We start from the raw sequence: 16,563 nt of genomic DNA on the forward strand, positions 1-16,563 counted from the left end.
CTCAGCGCCCCCTCGGTGCGGAAGCCATCCGGGCCACGTCCCGCAGGACCAGATCGAGGCTGCCCGCACCGGCCCACGTCACCACCGGCACGCCGTGCTCGCGGAGCCGGCCGAGCACGTTCTCCCGTTCCATCCGCCACAGCCGGGTCGCCGCCGGGGTCCACTGGTTGCGGACCGGCGGGGCGGCGTCCTTGGGCAGGGTGTCGACGGCGACGGTGTAACGGCCGGACTGGGTGAGCTGGGCGAGCATGTCGGCGGCGCGCGGGTCGACGAGCGGGGTGAGCACCACCACCAGCGCGGACGAGGAGACGTGGTGCGCGGCGAGGACGTTGTCGTACTGGTCGGTGTCGGCCGGTGCGGGCCGGACGTCGAGCAGCCACTCCAGCACGGTCAGGTACTGCCGGCGGCCGGAGGCGGGACGCAACCGGCGGGCGGTCGCGCCGTACTCCAGCAGCGACACCCGGTCGCCCCGGTGCAGGTAGTGCTCGGAGATGGCGGCCGCCGCCCGGACCGTGGTGTCGAGCACCGAGGAACTGCCCCGCACCCCGCCGGGCAGGCCGACCTCACCGAGCACATCCAGCAGCAGGAGCACTTCGGCGTCGCGGTCCGACAGCGTGTACGCCACATGCAGGTCACGGGTCCGCAGCGACACCCGCCAGTCGATGCGGCGCAACCGGTCACCGGGCGCGAACTGCCGCACACCGGCCAGTTCACCGCCCTCGCCGGGCCGCCGGGACCGGTGTGCCCCGACCAGGCCGGCCGCGGCCGGCATCGCCTCGGTGGCGTTGAACGGCTCGGTCACCGGGTAGACCCGGACGCCCCGGGCGGGCGTGACGATCGGGCGGCAGGCCAGCAGGCCACCACAGGCGGCGGCGCGGGCGGCGGCCGGTCCGACGTCCTGCCGGCCCCAGCGCAACGCCTCACCGGGCAGGTCGATCGCGGCCCACCCGTCGGACGGCACAGTGATCGCGAACGGCCGGTCGGCGTGCCGCAGGCGGAGCCACGGCGACGTACGCGTACGGACCACGACCAGGTCGTAACCGAGCGCGTCCGGGTTCGCCACGGTCAGCCCGGCGTCGACCTGACCCCCCTCGACCAGGTGCTGCTCGTCCGCGGTGATCGTCACCTCGGGCACCGCCCGCGGCCGCCGGTGCAGGTTGATCGCCGCGCCGATCGCGAACGGCGACGCCAGCAGCACCAGATCGACCCGGCCGAGCGCCACCCCGAGCAGCAGCAACAGGCCGGTCAGCAACACCGTCCGGCCGAGCGCCCGGGTCGGCAGCCAGACCGGACCTGCCGGCGGCTCGGCCGCGACGCCGGCACCGGCAGACTCGGCCGGGCGGGAGAGCGAAGCTTCAGTCATGCCGGGCGTAGGTCGGCAGCGCCCCACTGGCCGGCGCCGGCACGGCCGAGAGGACCTCCTGCACCACGAACGACGGGTTCACCTGGCGCAGCCACATCTCCGGGCGCAGCGTGATCCGGTGCGCCAGCGCGGGCACCGCCACGTCCTTCACGTCCTCCGGCACCACGTAGTCCCGGCCGGCCATCGCGGCCCGGGCCCGGGCAAGCAGCAGCAACGCCAGCGAGCCGCGTGGCGACGAGCCGACCAGCACGGCGCCGTGCTCGCGGGTGGCCGAGGTGAGCGAGACGATGTAGCGGCCGATCGAGTCCTCGACCGCGACCGACTCCAGCGCGGCCTGCATGGCCTGCAGCGTCGCCGCGTCCACCACCGGAGCGAGGGCGGCCTCCTCCTGCCGCCGCGACATCCGGCGTTGCAGCACGTCCCACTCCTCCTCGGCGGTCGGGTAGCCGAACGAGACCCGGAGCAGGAACCGGTCCAGCTGGGCCTCGGGGAGCGGGTAGGTGCCCTCGTACTCGATCGGGTTCGCCGTCGCGAGCACGTGGAACGGCGGGTCCAGCCGGTAGGTGACGCCCTCGACCGAGACCTGCTTCTCCTGCATCGCCTCGAGCAGGGCGGACTGGGTCTTCGGCGGCGTCCGGTTGATCTCGTCGGCCAGCAGCATGTTGGTGAAGACCGGACCGGCCCGGAAGGCGAAGTCGCCCTTGCGCTGGTCGTAGAGGAAGGAGCCGGTGACGTCGGCGGGCAGCAGGTCCGGGGTGAACTGCAGGCGGCGGAAATCCAGCCCGAGCGACTGCGCGAAACACCTGGCGGTCAGCGTCTTGCCGAGACCGGGCAGGTCCTCCAGCAGCACGTGGCCGCCCGCGAGGATGCCGGCCAGCACCAACTCGAGCGAGTCGCGCTTGCCGACCACCACGGTGCCGACCGAGTCGAGGACCGTCCCGGCCAGCCGCCCGACCTCGTACGGGGGAAGAGCCTGCGTCACCGGCGCACCTTTCTCACAGTCGTTCCAACGCGTCTAGCAGAGTCTCGACGTCACGTGCCCGCAGGCCGTGACGACCCGGCGCGGCAAGCGCCGTCCACAGCGGCTCGCCGAGCAACTCCCGGGCCCGGCGCGGATCGGTGGCCCGGGTGATCCCGTGCCGCAACCGCAGCCGTTCGTCGGTGAGCTCCGCGAGCACCGGCAGAACGTTACGCGCATACAGATCCGGATCGGAGTGGGCCTGGTCCAGGTTTCGCTCCCAGCGTTTGACCGCGGAGCGCAACGCGTCGGCGGTGGCCGGTGCGTCCCGGCCCAACCCGGAGCGCATCCGCGGCCTGGGCGGCGGCGCGACGGCACCGGCCGCCCAGAGCACCACGCGCAGGCCGACCAGCGCGGTCACCAGGAGCAGGAGCGGGACCTTGACGCCACCGGCACGCAGCCCGGCCACGATCACCACGGTGGTGAAGGCGATGAGCGCCACCTCGCCGATCAGCCGTGGCAGCGGGGAACGGCGCTTGCGGACCGGCGCGGTCTCCTCGACGGGCTCGGCGGGTGCGGCGACCGCCCCGAAGAGATCGTCCAGGCTGCCGTCGCTCATACCGTCACACCACCCAGGTCGGCGCGGAGACGCTCCAGAGCGGACCGGGCCTGCTGCCGCATCTGATCGTCCACGGTGTGCGTCGCGTACCTCGCCTCGCGGTAGACCTCGAGCAGCGCGGCCAGCACCCCGGCGTCGACCCGCTGCTCGGCGAGCAACCGGCCGACCAGGTCCGTCGGGCTGTCACCCGGATGCCGCGGCGTGCCGGCGGCGGCCGCGGCGTCCTCCAGACGCACCCAGCAGGCGATCACCGCGCGGCGCGGATCGCGGTCCGTGTCGGACAGTTCCTCCAGGCCCGCGTCGAGGACCGCCACCAGGTCCTCCGCCGTGCGTGGCCGGCGTCGCGGGCCGAGCCGGCCGGTGCGCCGGCCGCGCCGTTTCAGGTAGTCGTGCACCAGGGCCCAGGAGAGCAGCACCACCATGCAGACCACCACGAGGGCGAGCACCAGCAGCGCGGCGTCACCGGCCCAGGTGGGCAGGCTGCGGGCCGCCTCCGGAACCGTCTCCTCCACCGCGCTCGGCGTCGGCGCGGGCTCGGTCCGCGGCGGCAGCAGCGGAGGCGGGGTGGTGGTCGGGGTGGCGTCCGGAGTGATGCGGTCCAGCTGCGGCGCGGAACGGGTGGCAGCCAGCGAGATCACGAAGAGCAGAACGACGACGGCGGCCAGGGGCCACCATCGGCGCAGTGCGGCGAGGTCCATGCGGGGCTCAGATCCGTGACTCGGGGAGTGTCGTCGACGCACGAATCATGCCAGGCCCGCACGAGCCTTCGCACGGGCGAACACCTCGTCCAGCATCGCGGGGGTCAACCTGCCGGTGAACGTGTTCTGCTGACTCACGTGGAAACAGCCGAGCAGATCCGGTGCCCCCGGGAGGACCACCTCGGCGCCGTGCCCGAACTTGGGGCGCGGTACGGGCGGGCGGATCCCGTACACCCCGGTCAGGGCCGGCCACCACGCGGCCCAGGCGAACGCGCCCAGCGCCACCACCACCCGCAGGGTGGGTCTGATCAGTTCCAGCTCGCGCCGTAGCCAGGGCGCGCACGTGTCACGCTCCTCGGGGAGCGGTTTGTTGTCCGGCGGCGCGCAGCGCACCGCCGCGAAGATGCGGGTGTGCCGCAGCTCAAGGCCGTCGTCGGCGGCGACACTCGTCGGCTGGTTCGCCAGGCCCGCCCGATGCAGCGCGGCGAAGAGCACATCACCGGAACGGTCACCGGTGAAGATCCGCCCGGTGCGGTTGCCGCCGTGCGCGGCCGGCGCCAGACCCAGGATCGCGATCTCCGCGTCGGCGGGGCCCATGCCGGGCACGGGCCGGCCCCAGTAGGTCTGGTCCCGGAAGGCGGCACGCTTGGTGACGGCGATGTCGGTACGCCAGGCGACCAGGCGCGGGCAGGCGAAACAGTCCGCGATGCCGGCGTCGAGCACGCGGAGTGAGGCCGCCGAGGCCGCTTGGGCGGCAACTGCTTCGGGGGTACGCGCGGAGGCGCCGGACGGGAGCACCCGATCAGCACAACATCCGTGGCTGACCGGAGTGCACCCGGGTCCGGCACGCGGCTCGCGTCAGTTCGCCTTCAGGCAGAGCAGGTAGCCGTCGCCCTCCTCGCTGGCGATCACCGCGCCTTCGCCGCCCTCGGCCAGCTTCTCCTCGAAGGTCTTGTCGCAGGCCGAGCTGTTCACGTCGGTGACCTTGTCGACCCGGCCGAGCACGGTGAACTTCGCGTCTGAGGCGGAGCACTCCACGATCTTGGCCTTGATGTCGGCGGCCTGCGCGCCCAGGTTCTCGTCCACCGAGATGCAGTCGCCGACCTTGGCCTCGGCGGTCGGGTCCTTGGCGAGCAGCGCGCCGAGACCGCCCTTGATCACCGCGATGATCACGAAAATGGCGATGGCGCCGAGGACCGCGAAGAGCTTGCTCTTCTTCTTTTTCTCCTCCTTCACCGGCTCCTGCGGAGACGGGAAGGCGGGCGTCTCACCGGCCGGCGGGAACCCGGGCTGCTGCGGGAACCCGGGCTGCTGACCGTAACCGGGCTGCTGCGGGATCTCGGGCTGCTGGCCGTAACCCGGCTGCTGGCCGTAAGCGGGCTGTTGGAAGCCGCCCTCTTGCGGATATCCGCCCTGCTGCTGGTATCCGCCCTGCTGCGGGACGCTCTGCTGCTGCGCGTTACCCGGCCCGCCCTGCTGCGGGAAAGCCGCCGGCTGCTGGCCGAAGCCGGGCTGCTGCGGGTAACCGCCGTCCTGCGGCTGACCGGGCTGCGCCGGGTAACCGCCCTGCTGGCCGTGACCGCCCTGCTGCGGGTAGCCACCTTGCTGCGGGTAACCACCCTGGGCGCCCTGCGGCGGATAGCCGGGCTGACCGTGCCCAGCCTGGTCGTAGCCGGACCGGCCGTACCCCGGCTGGCCGTAAGAGCCCTGACCGTACCCAGGCTGACCATTCCCGGGCTGACCACTACCCGACTGACCGTAACCGGACTGGCCGAAAGCGGGCTGACCATGACCCGGCTGATCGAAAGCGGGCTGGTCGTAGCCGGGCTGCTGGTCGTAGCCGGGCTGCTGGCCGTACCCGGGCTGCTGCCCGTGACCCGGCGCGCCGGCCGGAGGGTAGCCAGGGGCGCCCTGCTGGGGGTGGCCGCCTCCCGGCGGCGGGTAGGCGCCGCCGGGCTGGGCAGGCAGAACCGGGTCAGTCATCGGGTTTCCTCTCGAGGGGCACGACCGGTAATCAGCCGCAGCACGGGAGGATAGCGATCGGCGCGACTTCCGCGCGACCCCTCACCAGGCGTTATTCGCCACTCGGTGCGGGTTGCGCGATATCGCTGGGCGATGCGGGAGCGGAACTCGGCGTAATGATCGCGGACGGTGACGTCACGGAAGCCCCGACGGCGACGGCGCGGCCGGCTCGGCAGGCCCCTCGGAGGGCTCTGCCCGGCGGGGGTCGCTGTTGCCGGCGGACGAGCGGAACGGTGCCTGCTCCGGGCAGTACGGGTAGCCGAGCTGCCGGCTGGCGACCCAGTTCCCGGTGCCCTCCTCGTAGCAGCCGGGGTCACCGAACCGCATCGGGTTGCCGTACTGGTCGTAGAGCTGCGCACCCTGCACCAGGTTGCCCCGGCTGTCGTAGACGAAGACGTCCCGCACGTCGCTGTACTCGCTGACGTAGCTCATCTCCAGGTAGGCGCCGTCGCGGGCCTGGCCGTCGGTCTCCAGGAAACCGGCGAACGCGAAGATCGCCAGGGCGACACCCCCGCCGCGGAGCAGCAGACGCGGCATCCGCTGGGCCGGTTCGCCTCGGCGGCCCAGCCAGATGGAGCCCAGCACCGCGGCGGCGAGCAGCAGCAGGGCCACCAGCTCGTTGTTGCCGATCCGGGGCAGCAGCCCGATCGGCCCGCCGTTGTCGTCGACGACGTAGGCGAAGGCCATCGCCACCAGGTAACCGCGGAGCACCCACCACGCGGGGCGCAGCAGCACGAGGAATTCGCTCGCTTTCGCGTACCCCAGCAGGGGCCCGAAGCGCACATCCGCCCGCCGCATCGCGTCGCGGGCCTGAGCACGGAGCTGACCGAGGCGCGCACCGCGTGCCGGACGCTCGTCGGCGGCAGCGTCCGCCAGGCCGGCGCTGGCGATCAGCTCGGCGGCGTAGGTGGACGGCGAGCCGAGCCGGCCGACCAGGGTGCCGCCGCCCTCCGCGAGGACCTCGGCGAGGTGCTCGGGAAGATCCTCGAGCAACTCCTCACGCGTGGCGGCGGGCAGACCCCCGAGCGCCTGCCGCACCCCCTCGACGTAGTTGAAGATCTCGTCCTGTGCCGTGACGTTCACGCCGTCCCCCGCTCGCGAAGCAGATCGTCCATGACCGATGCGAAGCTGTGCCAGATCTTGCCGGACCGTTGCAGCTCGGCGCGGCCGGCCGCATTTATCGCGTAGTACTTCCGGTGCGGACCCTCGTCGCTGGGCACCACGTAGCTGGTCAGCAAGCCGCTGTTGAAGAGGCGGCGCAGGGTGCCGTAGACGGAGGCGTCACCGACGTCCTCGATGCCGGCGGCCCGGAGCCGGCGGAGGATGTCGTAGCCGTAACCGTCCTCGTCCCGCAGGACGGCCAGGACCGCCAGGTCGAGCACGCCCTTGAGCAACTGGGTCGGATCCACGCGAGGCACACTACTGTGCATTCCGGAGTACCGTCAACAAAGGACTACCGGGGCGGACGCTCCGATGTGCGGTCGGTCAGCCCTCGGTCAGCCCTCGGTCAGCCCTCAGCCAGGCCGAAGGCGATCCCGTCGAGGATGTCGTGTTCGGACGCGATGACGACGTCGTGGCCGGACCGCTCCACGATGATCTGCTCGATCAGCGCGCCGGCCCCGATCACGTCGGCCCGGCCCGGATGCATCACCGGCAACGACCGGCGCTCGGCGACGGTCATCGACAGCAGCTCACGGGTCACCCGGGTGACGTCCGCGGCAGTGGCCCGGCTGTGGTGGATGCGCTCCGAGTCGTACCCGGGCAGGTCGAGAGCCAGGGCCGCGACGGTCGTGACCGTGCCGGCCAGACCGACCAGAGTCCTGGCCGCGCTGCCGGAGACGGCCGCCAGGGCCGTGTCGACGGCAGCCGTGATGTCGGCCTCCGCCGCGGCCAGCTCCGCCGCCGTCGGGGGATCACCGTGCAGGTGACGCTCGGTCATCCGGACACAGCCGATGTCCATCGAGATGGCGTGCTCGACGCCGGTCGTGCCGGTGACGAACTCGGTGGAGCCACCGCCCAGGTCGAAGACGAGGTAGGGGCCCTCCGCCTCCAGGCCTTGCACCGCGCCGAGGAACGACAGCGTCGCCTCCTCCTCGCCGGTGATCACCTCCGGATCGATGCCGAGCACACCGCGGACCATGTCGCGGAACTCCTGCGCGTTACCGGCATCCCGGGTCGCCGAGGTGGCGCACATCCGCACCCGGCCCACGCCCAGCTCGGCGATCTCCGCGGCGTACCCCAGCAGCGCCAGCCGGGTCCGTTCGATCGCGGCCGGCGCGAGCAGGCCGGTCCGGTCCACGCCCTCCCCCAGCCGCACGATCTCCATCCGGCGGGCGACGTCGACCAGCTTGTCCCCGTCGACGTCGGCGATCAGCAGACGGATCGCGTTCGTACCGCAGTCGATGGCGGCGACTCTCATCAGACCCTCACAGGTGCAGCAGCATCCGGGTGTTGCCAAGCGTGTTGGGCTTGACCCGCTCCAGGTCCAGAAATTCGGCAACACCCTCGTCGTACGAGCGGAGCAGCTGCTCGTAGACCGTGTGCGGTACCGGCGCCCCGTCGATCTCGGTGAACCCGAACGAGCCGAAGAAGCGGGTCTCGAAGGTCAGGCAGAAAACCCGGGCCACACCCAGGGCGCGCGCCTCGTCGAGGAGCGCGGCGACGATCCGGTGGCCGATCCGCTGCCCGCGCCGCGCCGGGTCGACGGCGACCGTGCGGATCTCGGCGAGGTCCTCCCACATGACGTGCAGGGCGCCGCAGCCGGCGACCGTGCCGTCGTCGTCGGCGGCCACCCAGAACTCCTGCACCTGCTCGTACAGCGTGACCGTCGCCTTGCTGAGCAGCCGCCGGTCGGCGGTGTACGTGTCCACCAGGGACCGGATCGCCTTGATGTCGCCGGTCCGCGCGCGCCGGACGATCATTTCTCGGTGGTCTTGCCGGCCGTGGTGCTGCCGGCCGTGGTGCTGCCGGCCGTGATTCTGGCCGCCGTGCACGACCCACCCGACCAGTACGGCCCGACCGCGTCACGCACCTCGTCGCCGAACGGGTTCACCCCCGGCCCGGCCGCGAGCGCGTGACCCAGGTGCACGTGCAGGCACTTCACCCGGTCCGGCATCCCGCCCGCGGACACCTTGGCGATCTCCGGGACGTCCTCGATCGCGGTCCGCCGCTCCAGGTAGTCCTCGTGCGCGGCCCGGTAGTGCTGCGCCAGCTCCGGGTCGGTGCTGAGACGCTCCTGCATGTCCCGCATCACGCCGGCCGACTCCAGCCGGCTGCACGCGGCGGTGGCGTGCGGGCAGGTCAGGTAGAACAGCGTCGGGAACGGCGTGCCGTCATCCAGGCGCGGGGCGGTCTCCACCACGTCCGGGTTGCCGCACGGGCAGCGGTGCGCGACCGCCCGGGTGCCGCGGGGCGGACGGCCCAGCTGCGCCGCGACGGTTTCGAGGTCTTCAGGAGTTGGTGCTTCAGCCATCAGTTCGGGGGCTCCGCATTCGCGGCTTGGACGCTGCTCCACAGCGTGTCGTACCAACGGTCGGGTGCGGCCGCCGGCGCTTTCTTGTTGGCGTCGCGAGCGGCGCCTTCCGGGTCGGGATAGACCAGAAGCGGTGTCTCACCGGGACGGACGTAGAAGTACTTCTCCCGCGCCTGGATGCGCAGGTACTCGTCGTCCTGCCACTTCTCCACCTCTTTGGCGGTCGCCGCGATCTCCGCACGCTGCTCCGTGACACCCTGCTCCATCTGCGCGATCTGCGTTTCCTGCTCGAGGTAGACGCGCAGCGGATAGGTGTAGGCCAGCGCCAGGGCCACGAACACCGCGATCAGGATGGTGGCCCGGCCGGTCAGCGCGCGCGGGCGCGGTGCGTCGGTGCGCTTCACGGCTTCGCCGCCCTCGGAACCGGACCCGCGGCGGGAGGACGGCACCCGGATCGGCCCGGTGTTGCGGCTCCGGGAACCTGTCGGACGTCCACCGGCGCCCGGGCGGCGGGACGGGCCCTGCCCGCTCGGCAGGCGACGCTGCGTCATTTCTGCCCTCCCCCGCCTGGCCGTCCGGTCGTTGTGACGCCCGCTCGAACCTACGTCGGCCGGCGCGGGCGTCACAACCTCATGATCTGTCGCCGGTTCGTCAGCCGACGCGGTAACGCGGGAACGCGCCCGCACCGGCGTACCGGGCGGCGCCCTCCAGCTGCTCCTCGATGCGCAGCAGCTGGTTGTACTTCGCGACCCGGTCCGAACGGGCCGGCGCGCCCGTCTTGATCTGACCGGAGCCGACCGCCACCGCCAGGTCGGCGATGGTGGTGTCCTCGGTCTCGCCGGAACGGTGCGACATCATCGTCTTGAAACCGGCCCGGTGGGCCAGGTCCACGGCGTCCAGCGTCTCGGTGAGCGAGCCGATCTGGTTCACCTTGACGAGCACCGCGTTGCCGGCGCCCTCGGCGATGCCCCGGGCGATGCGCTGCGGGTTGGTGACGAACAGGTCGTCGCCGACGATCTGGATCTTGTTGCCGAGCTGCGAGGTCATCGCGCTCCAGCCGGCCCAGTCGTCCTCGGCCAGCGGGTCCTCGATGGAGACGATCGGGTACTCGTCGGCGAGCTTCGCGTAGTAGGCGATCATCTCGTCGGTCGACTTCGGGGAGCCCTCGAAGACGTACGACCCGTCCTTGAAGAACTCGGTCGCCGCGACGTCCATCGCCAGCACGATGTCCGTACCCAGGTTGAAGCCGGCGGCCTGGACGGCCTCGGCGATCAGGTCCAGCGCGGCGGCGTTGGCCGGCAGGTTCGGCGCGAAGCCGCCCTCGTCGCCCAGACCCGTCGAGAGGCCCTTCTTCTTCAGCACGCTCTTCAGCGCGTGGTAGACCTCGGCACCGGTCCGCAGCGCCTCCCGGAACGTCGGCGCGCCGATCGGAGCGATCATGAACTCCTGCACGTCGACGTTGGAGTCGGCGTGGGCGCCACCGTTGACGATGTTCATCATCGGGACCGGCAGCACGGCGGCGTTCGGGCCACCGACGTAGCGGAACAGCGGCAGCTCGGCGGAGAGCGCGGCGGCCTTCGCGACGGCGAGCGACACGCCGAGGATCGCGTTGGCACCCAGCTCCGACTTGGTGTCGGTGCCGTCCAGGTCGAGCATCTTCTGGTCGATCAGGCGCTGCTCGCTCGCCTCGTAGCCGATCAGCTCGTCGGCGATCTTGTCTTCGATGTTGGCGACGGCCTTCTCGACACCCTTGCCGAGGTAGCGGCCCTTGTCACCGTCGCGGAGCTCGAGCGCCTCGAACGCGCCGGTGGAGGCACCGGACGGCACCGCCGCGCGGCCCACCGTGCCGTCGTCCAGGCCGACCTCGACCTCGACGGTCGGGTTGCCCCGGGAGTCGAGGATCTCGCGCGCAACGATCGCTTCAATGGTGGCCATCAGTAATGTCGCTCCCTAACAGTTGGACGATTACAGTTTCGGTCCGCGACCCTGCGGGCCGACCACGACCTGAGCGTATCGAGTCGGGCGGTGAGCCGTTCGCGGGGCCGGACAAGTTCGCACCCGGTTTACCTCAAACCCGCACCCCGGCGGCCGAACCAGAAGTCACTATGACCAGTGACAGGTTCCCCTCCGGCTTCCTCGCTGAGGGCTCGCGCGTCGAGCTGGACAACGGCGAGCAACGCATCCCCGACATCCGGGTCCTCCGGGCCTCCGCCACGGCCGTGACCCTCTCCCTCGCCCTCGACCACATGCCGCCGCACCGGTCCGTGGTGACCTTGCGCGGGCCGGCCGGGCCGCGTGGCAGGTACGCCGTCCGGGGCACCGTGGCCGGCGTCGACGAGAACCGTGCCGAGATCAAGCTGCACGGGGAGCCCTCGGTCGAACAGCTGCGCAACTACGTGCGTGGCGGCGGGGGCGAAAGCGTCCTGCTGGTACGTCCCGGTGAGCGCGAGGCGATCGGCGCGGTGCACGACATCAGCGAGAGCTCGGTGCGCGCCCACTTCACCGACGTCGACCTGCGACCCGGCACCGACATGCTGCTCCGCGTGCAGCTCGGCGACGACGTGGTGGAGTTCCCTGCGGTCGCCACCAAGGTCAGCACGATCCGCCAGCGGGTGCCGGTCCGCGGTCCGCTGATGGTGGAGTTGGTGGCGGTCTTCGAACAGGACGAGCGCCAGGCCCGGATAATCCGCCGATACGTGCTGCGCCAGCAGGTCGCCCGGGCCCGGGAATCCGCCTGACCCCACGTCCGGACTGACCCGATCGTGGACGTCGGTCGGTAACTCGATTGCGGACCGTCGATGCCGTGGGCCAGGGTGGTGCCGTGCCCGCCCTCCCGCGACACCCTCTCGTCCTCACCGTGGCGTTCCTGGCGACCATGTCCGGCTCGGGCGCCTGCTCCGGGCTGCAGCAGGCGCACGCCGCCGGTGACACGCACGGCGACCTGGTCTCCGAGGTCGCCGCGTCGCTGGCCGCGCCAAACCCGGCCTACACCGCGACCTACCGCCTCGCCGGCGGTGACACCGCCCGGGTGACGACGGGGACGGCGCCGGACCGGACCGCTTACGAATACCCGGGTGGGCGACTGATCCGCACCCCGTCGGCGGTCACCCGCTGCGCGCGCGACGTCTGCACCGCCACCGACCCGGACAGCGCCGAGAGCCTGCCGCCGGGTGCCGGCCTGATCACGGACGCTCAGGTGGTGGCGCTGCTGGAGGCGGCCGCGATCGATCCCGACCCGGAGGTCACGCAGCGGGACACCACCCTGGCCGGGCGGCACGCCACCTGTCTGACACTGACCGGCGTGGAGGGCGCGGAGGCCAACGCCTTCGACGTGTGCGTGACGGTCGGCGGTGTCCTGGCCGCCTTCCAGGGCACGATCGGCGGGGCGCAGGTCGACACGGTGCTCGCCGAGTTCGCCGAGCAGGCCGACGCCGGCGACTTCCTCGTCCCGGCGGGCGCGAAATTGATCGACCGCCGAACCGGCCAGGGCAACTGACCGCCAACGTCCACCGGGTCGGCCGGCCGCGGTCTTGACCGGTTCCACCGGCATTCGACCACTCGGCTTCCACCGCTTGCCACCCCTCGGGCGTGCCCGGCCTGACGCCTGCTGCCCTCCTCGGGGTGCCCGGGCTGACGCCTGCTGCCCTCGGGCGGGCCCGGGATCGCGCAAAGAGCCCAGCAGCCCCAGCGACAGCACCCGCGCCCAGCTGTCACCCACGGTCGCCCAAACCACCCTCCGGCAACCCTGAGCGACAGCCGAGCCGCCCCCGGTTGAGGACGACGACGCGGACAGTGCCGCCCAACAACTGCCGAGCCGGAACACCCCAGGTCCGCAGCGATTGTTGTCCCGGAGTCCGATGAGACCGCCCGCCGACGTTCATGGATGCCACATGGGGGACGCTGGCAGTTTCTGCACACCACCTGCGGCCCTCGCCGAGATTGGACAGGACAGAGGTCAGGGCGGAGCAAGCCCACACGCGGCCCGGGCGGCGCGGCGCGGCAGACGAGCCCGGCGCGCGGCAGACGAGCCCGGCACCCGGGAAACGAGCCCGGCAGGCGGCAGGCGGGCGCGCGGCGCGCGGCAGGCGGGCGCGGGTGGGTCAGACGCCCAGCAGGGTGCGCAGGTGGCGGGGTGGTGGGGAGCCGTGTGCCAGCATCGCGTCGTGCCAGGCTCGGGGGGTGGCGCCGAACGGGCGGGCGGCGGCGATGGCGGCCACCTCGGTGTAGCCGACGAAGTAGGTGGAGAGCTGGGTGGAGGTGAGCAGCGCGCGGCGCCACTTGCCGGCGGCCTCGCCCTCCTCCTGGAAGCCGCGGCCGGTCATCAGCTGCATGGCTTCGGCCTCGGACAGGTCGTCGCAGTGGGTTAGCTGGTCGACGATCGCGTTGAGGGTCATCCGCAGTTGCATCTTGAGCTGCTGCAACTTGACCGGGAGGCCGCCGAACCCGAGGTCGGTCATGGCCTCCTCGGCGTAGACCGCCCAGCCCTCGACGAACGGGCCGGAGAGGCCCAGGGCCCGGACGCGGGTGGCTGCCCGGAAGCGCCGGGAGTGGGCGAGCTGGAGGAAGTGGCCGGGCATCGCCTCGTGCACGGTCAGGTTGCGGATCATCTGGTCGTTGTATTCGCGGTAGAAGCTGCGGACCCGCTCGGCCGGCCAGTCCGCCGGGGCCGGCGCGATGCAGTAGAACGTGGGCACGTCGGCCGTCTCCAGAGGGCCGGGCGAGTCGCAGTAGGCGACGGCGACGCCGCGGGCGAACTCCGGCATCTCCTCGATCACGCACGGGTCGTCCAGCAGCGACACCACGTCGTGCTCCCGGACGAAGGCGGCCGCCTCGTCCATCGCCCGCCGGGCCAGCCCGACGATGGTGGTGTTGCCGGGATGCTGCTCGGCCACGCCGTCCAGCGCGCGCCGCACGGTCTCGTCGGTGGCCGGGCCGCCGGTCAGCCGGGCGGCGAAGACCCGCAGCTCCTCGCTGACCCGGTCGAGGTTGGCCCGGGCCCGGGAGAGCACCTCGGCCGCGGAGAGCTCGGTGTCGAGGGTGTGCCACAGCCGCGCCTCCCAGAGCCGGCGGCCGAGGCGGGGGTCGCGGCCGGGCTCACCGCTGTCGAGCCGGGCCCGCAGCCAGGTGTCGAACTCGCCGAGCGCGGCAAGCGCGGCGGTGGCGGCCGGCTCGACGGTGCCGCGCAGCCCGGGCTCCTGGACGAGCAGGGCGGGCACCTCGTCGCGGATCAGCGCGGCCGTGCCGGCGAACTGGCCGGCTGCCGTCTCGGCGTGAACGCGGGGCACGTCGCTCAGGCCGGCCCGGGCGGTGGCGAGCGCGTCCGGGATCGCGGCGAGGCGGCCGGCCAGGCTGGTCAGCCGCTCGGCGGCGGGGGCGAACGGGCGGGCGAGCAGCGCGTGCAGCAACGGGCCCGGGTTGTGCTCCAGCGGGTTCCACTCGTGCTCGCGGACCTCGGTCAGCTCGAACGCGGCCCGCTCGACGAGGGCTGTCAGGATCGCGTGGCCGACCTGGTCCTCGGGGCCGAGACCGTCGGGGTCGACGCCGCTGAGCGCGTCACCGGCGTCGCGCAGCATGGCCACCCGGGCGGCCACCCCGGGCCCGGAGAGGTCGGGCAGCCGATCGTCGAAGCGATGGTCACCGGCGTAGGTGGCTATCCCGGGGTCGCTCTCCAGGAGAGCGTCGACGATGCGCTCGGTGAGCGGCACGAACTCAGCCATGCCGAGAAAACTACTCGGACGGACCGACATTTTCCGCCGCACGCACCGCGTCGGCGTACGCGAGCGCGGCACGGCGCAGCTCGGCCTCCGGGTCAAGACCTGCGGCCTGGGCCTCGGCGACCACGTTCAGCAGGGAAGATCCAAGATCAACGGCTTCCGGCAAGGGTACGCCCACCCCTCCCCGCCGCACCCTGTGAAGCATCTTCGCGGCCAACGCGAGAGCGGGCTGGCTCAGTGCGACCCCGTCCAGCACGGAGTCCCGGGACTTCTCCGCCTGCTTGATCCGCTCCCAGTTGGCGGTGATCTCCTCGATGTCCGAGACCTGCTCGCCGGCGAACACGTGCGGGTTGCGCCGCACCATCTTGTCGACCAGCCCACCGGCCACGTCGTCGATGTTCCAGGCGCCCTCCGGCCGGTCCTCGGCCAGCCGGGCGTGCAGCACCACCTGCAGCAGCACGTCACCGAGCTCCTCGGGCAGCGCAGCCTGGTCGTCGGCGACGATGGCGTCGTACGCCTCGTAGCTCTCCTCCAGCAGGTAAGGCGCGAGGCTCTGGTGGGTCTGCGCCCGTTTCCACGGGTCGCCACCGGGCGAGACCAGCCGGTCCATCACGGCGACCGCGTCCAGCAGCCGGGCACCGGGCGGGTCCCAGGAGCCGTACATCAGCTCCAGCTCGGCGAGCCCGGGCTCGCGGGCCAGCCGCAGGCCGAGCTGGCGGGCGAAGTCCTGGTCGCCGCCGGGACCGGCGAGCCAGACCGCCGCCGGCCGGTCACCGATGGCGTCGAGCAGGCCCTGCGCGTCGGAGTCGAGGACGGTCACCGCGGCGCCCGCCACCCGCAGCGCCGTGGCCTGCTCGCTCTCCGCGGCGGCGAAGACCGGGTAGGCCCGGACCGCGTCCCACGCCTCGGCGGTGAGCAACCCGGCCGGCAGCCGCGGCGACGTGACGAGAAGGATGATCCGCTTGCTCAAGCGACGTCCACCACCAGGGGTTCGGCGCCCGGCTCACCGAACGGCACGGTAACGATCGGGAAGGAGCGGCCGGTGTTGCGGTCGGTGTAGGAGGCGAGGCCCAGTTCGAGGTTCTCGTACCGCGGGCTGACCTTGACGTCCAGCGAGCCGACCAGCGCCGCCAGCTCGTCGCGCAGCGCGAACGTGGCACCCAGTTCCTGCAGGTCGCCCGGCTGGAGACCGCTCCGGAAGGTCGCGTAGTCCTGGTCGGTCACGTCGTTGTCGGCGAACCGCCGGTGGACGTCGCGCAGGTCCTCGTCGGCCGGCGGCCCGGCGGCGGCGGCCGCGTTCTCCAGCAGGTACTGCCGGGAGACCAGGTTCGCCGTGTAGATCCGGGTCAGCTCCGCCGAGACGGGCAGCCCGATCTGCTCGGCGACCTGGTCGTAGGGCAGGGCCGCGGGCAGCGTGACGCGCCGCTGCTCGACGACCCGGTCGTAGAGCTCGTTGGTCAGCAGCAGGCCGACGACGTCGGCGCGGGCGATCGGCATCCGCACCGGCGCGCCGGCCGACGCCGCCTCCAGCACGTCCTGCGTCTCGTCCCAGACCCGCTGAACCTGTGCCTCGGTGACGTGACCGGCAGATCCGATGTAGACGGCGACCCCTGGCTCGGAGCGGCATCCGGAGAGTCCGCCCAGGGCGAGGGACGCGACGACAACGGCGGTGGCGAGTCGGCGGGGACGCATCATGGTCATGACTGTCTCATGCGCA

At 72.3% G+C, this 16,563-nt stretch carries 18 protein-coding genes; 2 read left to right on the forward strand and 16 right to left on the reverse strand.

Going from position 1 to position 16,563, the window contains the following annotated elements; all coding sequences use genetic code 11:
• Position 1: 1 nt before the first annotated feature.
• The 13 genes from LPA41_RS19450 to eno all read right to left on the reverse strand — a co-directional run bounded on the left by LPA41_RS19450 (position 2) and on the right by eno (position 11,067).
• Positions 2 to 1,363: a DUF58 domain-containing protein gene (locus LPA41_RS19450; RefSeq protein WP_229072055.1), complete on the reverse strand. Its 1,362-nt coding sequence runs from the start codon at positions 1,361 to 1,363 to the stop codon at positions 2 to 4.
• Positions 1,356 to 2,345: a MoxR family ATPase gene (locus LPA41_RS19455; RefSeq protein WP_229072056.1), complete on the reverse strand. Its 990-nt coding sequence runs from the start codon at positions 2,343 to 2,345 to the stop codon at positions 1,356 to 1,358. Before LPA41_RS19455 ends, LPA41_RS19450 begins: the two co-directional genes overlap by 8 nt.
• A 13-nt stretch (positions 2,346 to 2,358) precedes the next feature.
• Positions 2,359 to 2,940, reverse strand: coding sequence for a hypothetical protein (locus LPA41_RS19460; protein WP_229072057.1), 582 nt, complete (start codon positions 2,938 to 2,940; stop codon positions 2,359 to 2,361).
• Positions 2,937 to 3,638: a DUF4129 domain-containing protein gene (locus LPA41_RS19465; protein ID WP_229072058.1), complete on the reverse strand. Its 702-nt coding sequence runs from the start codon at positions 3,636 to 3,638 to the stop codon at positions 2,937 to 2,939. Before LPA41_RS19465 ends, LPA41_RS19460 begins: the two co-directional genes overlap by 4 nt.
• A gap of 45 nt (positions 3,639 to 3,683) precedes the next feature.
• Positions 3,684 to 4,436, reverse strand: a complete 753-nt coding sequence (locus LPA41_RS19470) for a uracil-DNA glycosylase (protein ID WP_308036581.1) — start codon at positions 4,434 to 4,436, stop codon at positions 3,684 to 3,686.
• Positions 4,437 to 4,496: 60 nt separating this feature from the next.
• Positions 4,497 to 5,621, reverse strand: coding sequence for a hypothetical protein (locus tag LPA41_RS19475; RefSeq protein ID WP_229072059.1), 1,125 nt, complete (start codon positions 5,619 to 5,621; stop codon positions 4,497 to 4,499).
• Positions 5,622 to 5,795: 174 nt separating this feature from the next.
• A complete protein-coding gene (locus LPA41_RS19480; protein WP_229072060.1) occupies positions 5,796 to 6,743 on the reverse strand; it encodes a hypothetical protein in 948 nt (315 codons plus the stop codon).
• On the reverse strand, positions 6,740 to 7,069 hold the full coding sequence (locus tag LPA41_RS19485) for a PadR family transcriptional regulator (RefSeq protein WP_229072061.1): 330 nt from the start codon (positions 7,067 to 7,069) through the stop codon (positions 6,740 to 6,742). Before LPA41_RS19485 ends, LPA41_RS19480 begins: the two co-directional genes overlap by 4 nt.
• 98 nt (positions 7,070 to 7,167) lie before the next feature.
• Complete coding sequence (locus tag LPA41_RS19490) at positions 7,168 to 8,079, reverse strand: Ppx/GppA phosphatase family protein (protein ID WP_229072062.1); 912 nt, start codon at positions 8,077 to 8,079, stop codon at positions 7,168 to 7,170.
• 7 nt (positions 8,080 to 8,086) lie between these two features.
• A complete protein-coding gene (locus tag LPA41_RS19495; protein WP_229072063.1) occupies positions 8,087 to 8,581 on the reverse strand; it encodes an amino-acid N-acetyltransferase in 495 nt (164 codons plus the stop codon).
• Complete coding sequence (locus LPA41_RS19500; protein WP_229072064.1) at positions 8,578 to 9,132, reverse strand: DUF501 domain-containing protein; 555 nt, start codon at positions 9,130 to 9,132, stop codon at positions 8,578 to 8,580. Before LPA41_RS19500 ends, LPA41_RS19495 begins: the two co-directional genes overlap by 4 nt.
• A complete protein-coding gene (locus LPA41_RS19505) occupies positions 9,132 to 9,683 on the reverse strand; it encodes a septum formation initiator family protein (protein ID WP_229072065.1) in 552 nt (183 codons plus the stop codon). The genes LPA41_RS19500 and LPA41_RS19505 overlap by 1 nt, the downstream gene beginning before the upstream one ends.
• Positions 9,684 to 9,783: 100 nt before the next feature.
• Positions 9,784 to 11,067 carry a phosphopyruvate hydratase gene (gene eno, locus LPA41_RS19510; protein ID WP_229072066.1) on the reverse strand — a complete coding sequence of 428 codons (1,284 nt, stop codon included), beginning with the start codon at positions 11,065 to 11,067 and terminating at the stop codon, positions 9,784 to 9,786.
• A 170-nt stretch (positions 11,068 to 11,237) separates the two neighbouring features.
• On the opposite strand from eno, the gene LPA41_RS19515 reads away from it, so the two are divergent.
• Positions 11,238 to 11,870 (forward strand): hypothetical protein, encoded by a 633-nt coding sequence (locus LPA41_RS19515; RefSeq protein WP_229072067.1) that lies wholly within the window; start codon positions 11,238 to 11,240, stop codon positions 11,868 to 11,870.
• Positions 11,871 to 11,953: 83 nt separating this feature from the next.
• A complete protein-coding gene (locus LPA41_RS19520) occupies positions 11,954 to 12,628 on the forward strand; it encodes a hypothetical protein (protein ID WP_229072068.1) in 675 nt (224 codons plus the stop codon).
• 604 nt (positions 12,629 to 13,232) lie between these two features.
• On the opposite strand, the gene LPA41_RS19525 is transcribed toward LPA41_RS19520, so the two are convergent.
• From LPA41_RS19525 to LPA41_RS19535, 3 genes are read right to left on the reverse strand one after another with little or no spacing between them, the layout of a single operon-like run.
• Positions 13,233 to 14,849: a DUF885 domain-containing protein gene (locus tag LPA41_RS19525; RefSeq protein WP_229072069.1), complete on the reverse strand. Its 1,617-nt coding sequence runs from the start codon at positions 14,847 to 14,849 to the stop codon at positions 13,233 to 13,235.
• Positions 14,850 to 14,859: 10 nt separating this feature from the next.
• Complete coding sequence (locus LPA41_RS19530; RefSeq protein WP_229072070.1) at positions 14,860 to 15,816, reverse strand: nucleoside triphosphate pyrophosphohydrolase; 957 nt, start codon at positions 15,814 to 15,816, stop codon at positions 14,860 to 14,862.
• Positions 15,813 to 16,547, reverse strand: coding sequence for a hypothetical protein (locus tag LPA41_RS19535; RefSeq protein ID WP_229072071.1), 735 nt, complete (start codon positions 16,545 to 16,547; stop codon positions 15,813 to 15,815). Before LPA41_RS19535 ends, LPA41_RS19530 begins: the two co-directional genes overlap by 4 nt.
• Between the last annotated feature and the right edge of the window lie 16 nt (positions 16,548 to 16,563).

The sequence above is a fragment of the Actinoplanes sp. DH11 genome (assembly GCF_020873875.1).
Taxonomy (GTDB): Bacteria; Actinomycetota; Actinomycetes; order Mycobacteriales; family Micromonosporaceae; genus Actinoplanes.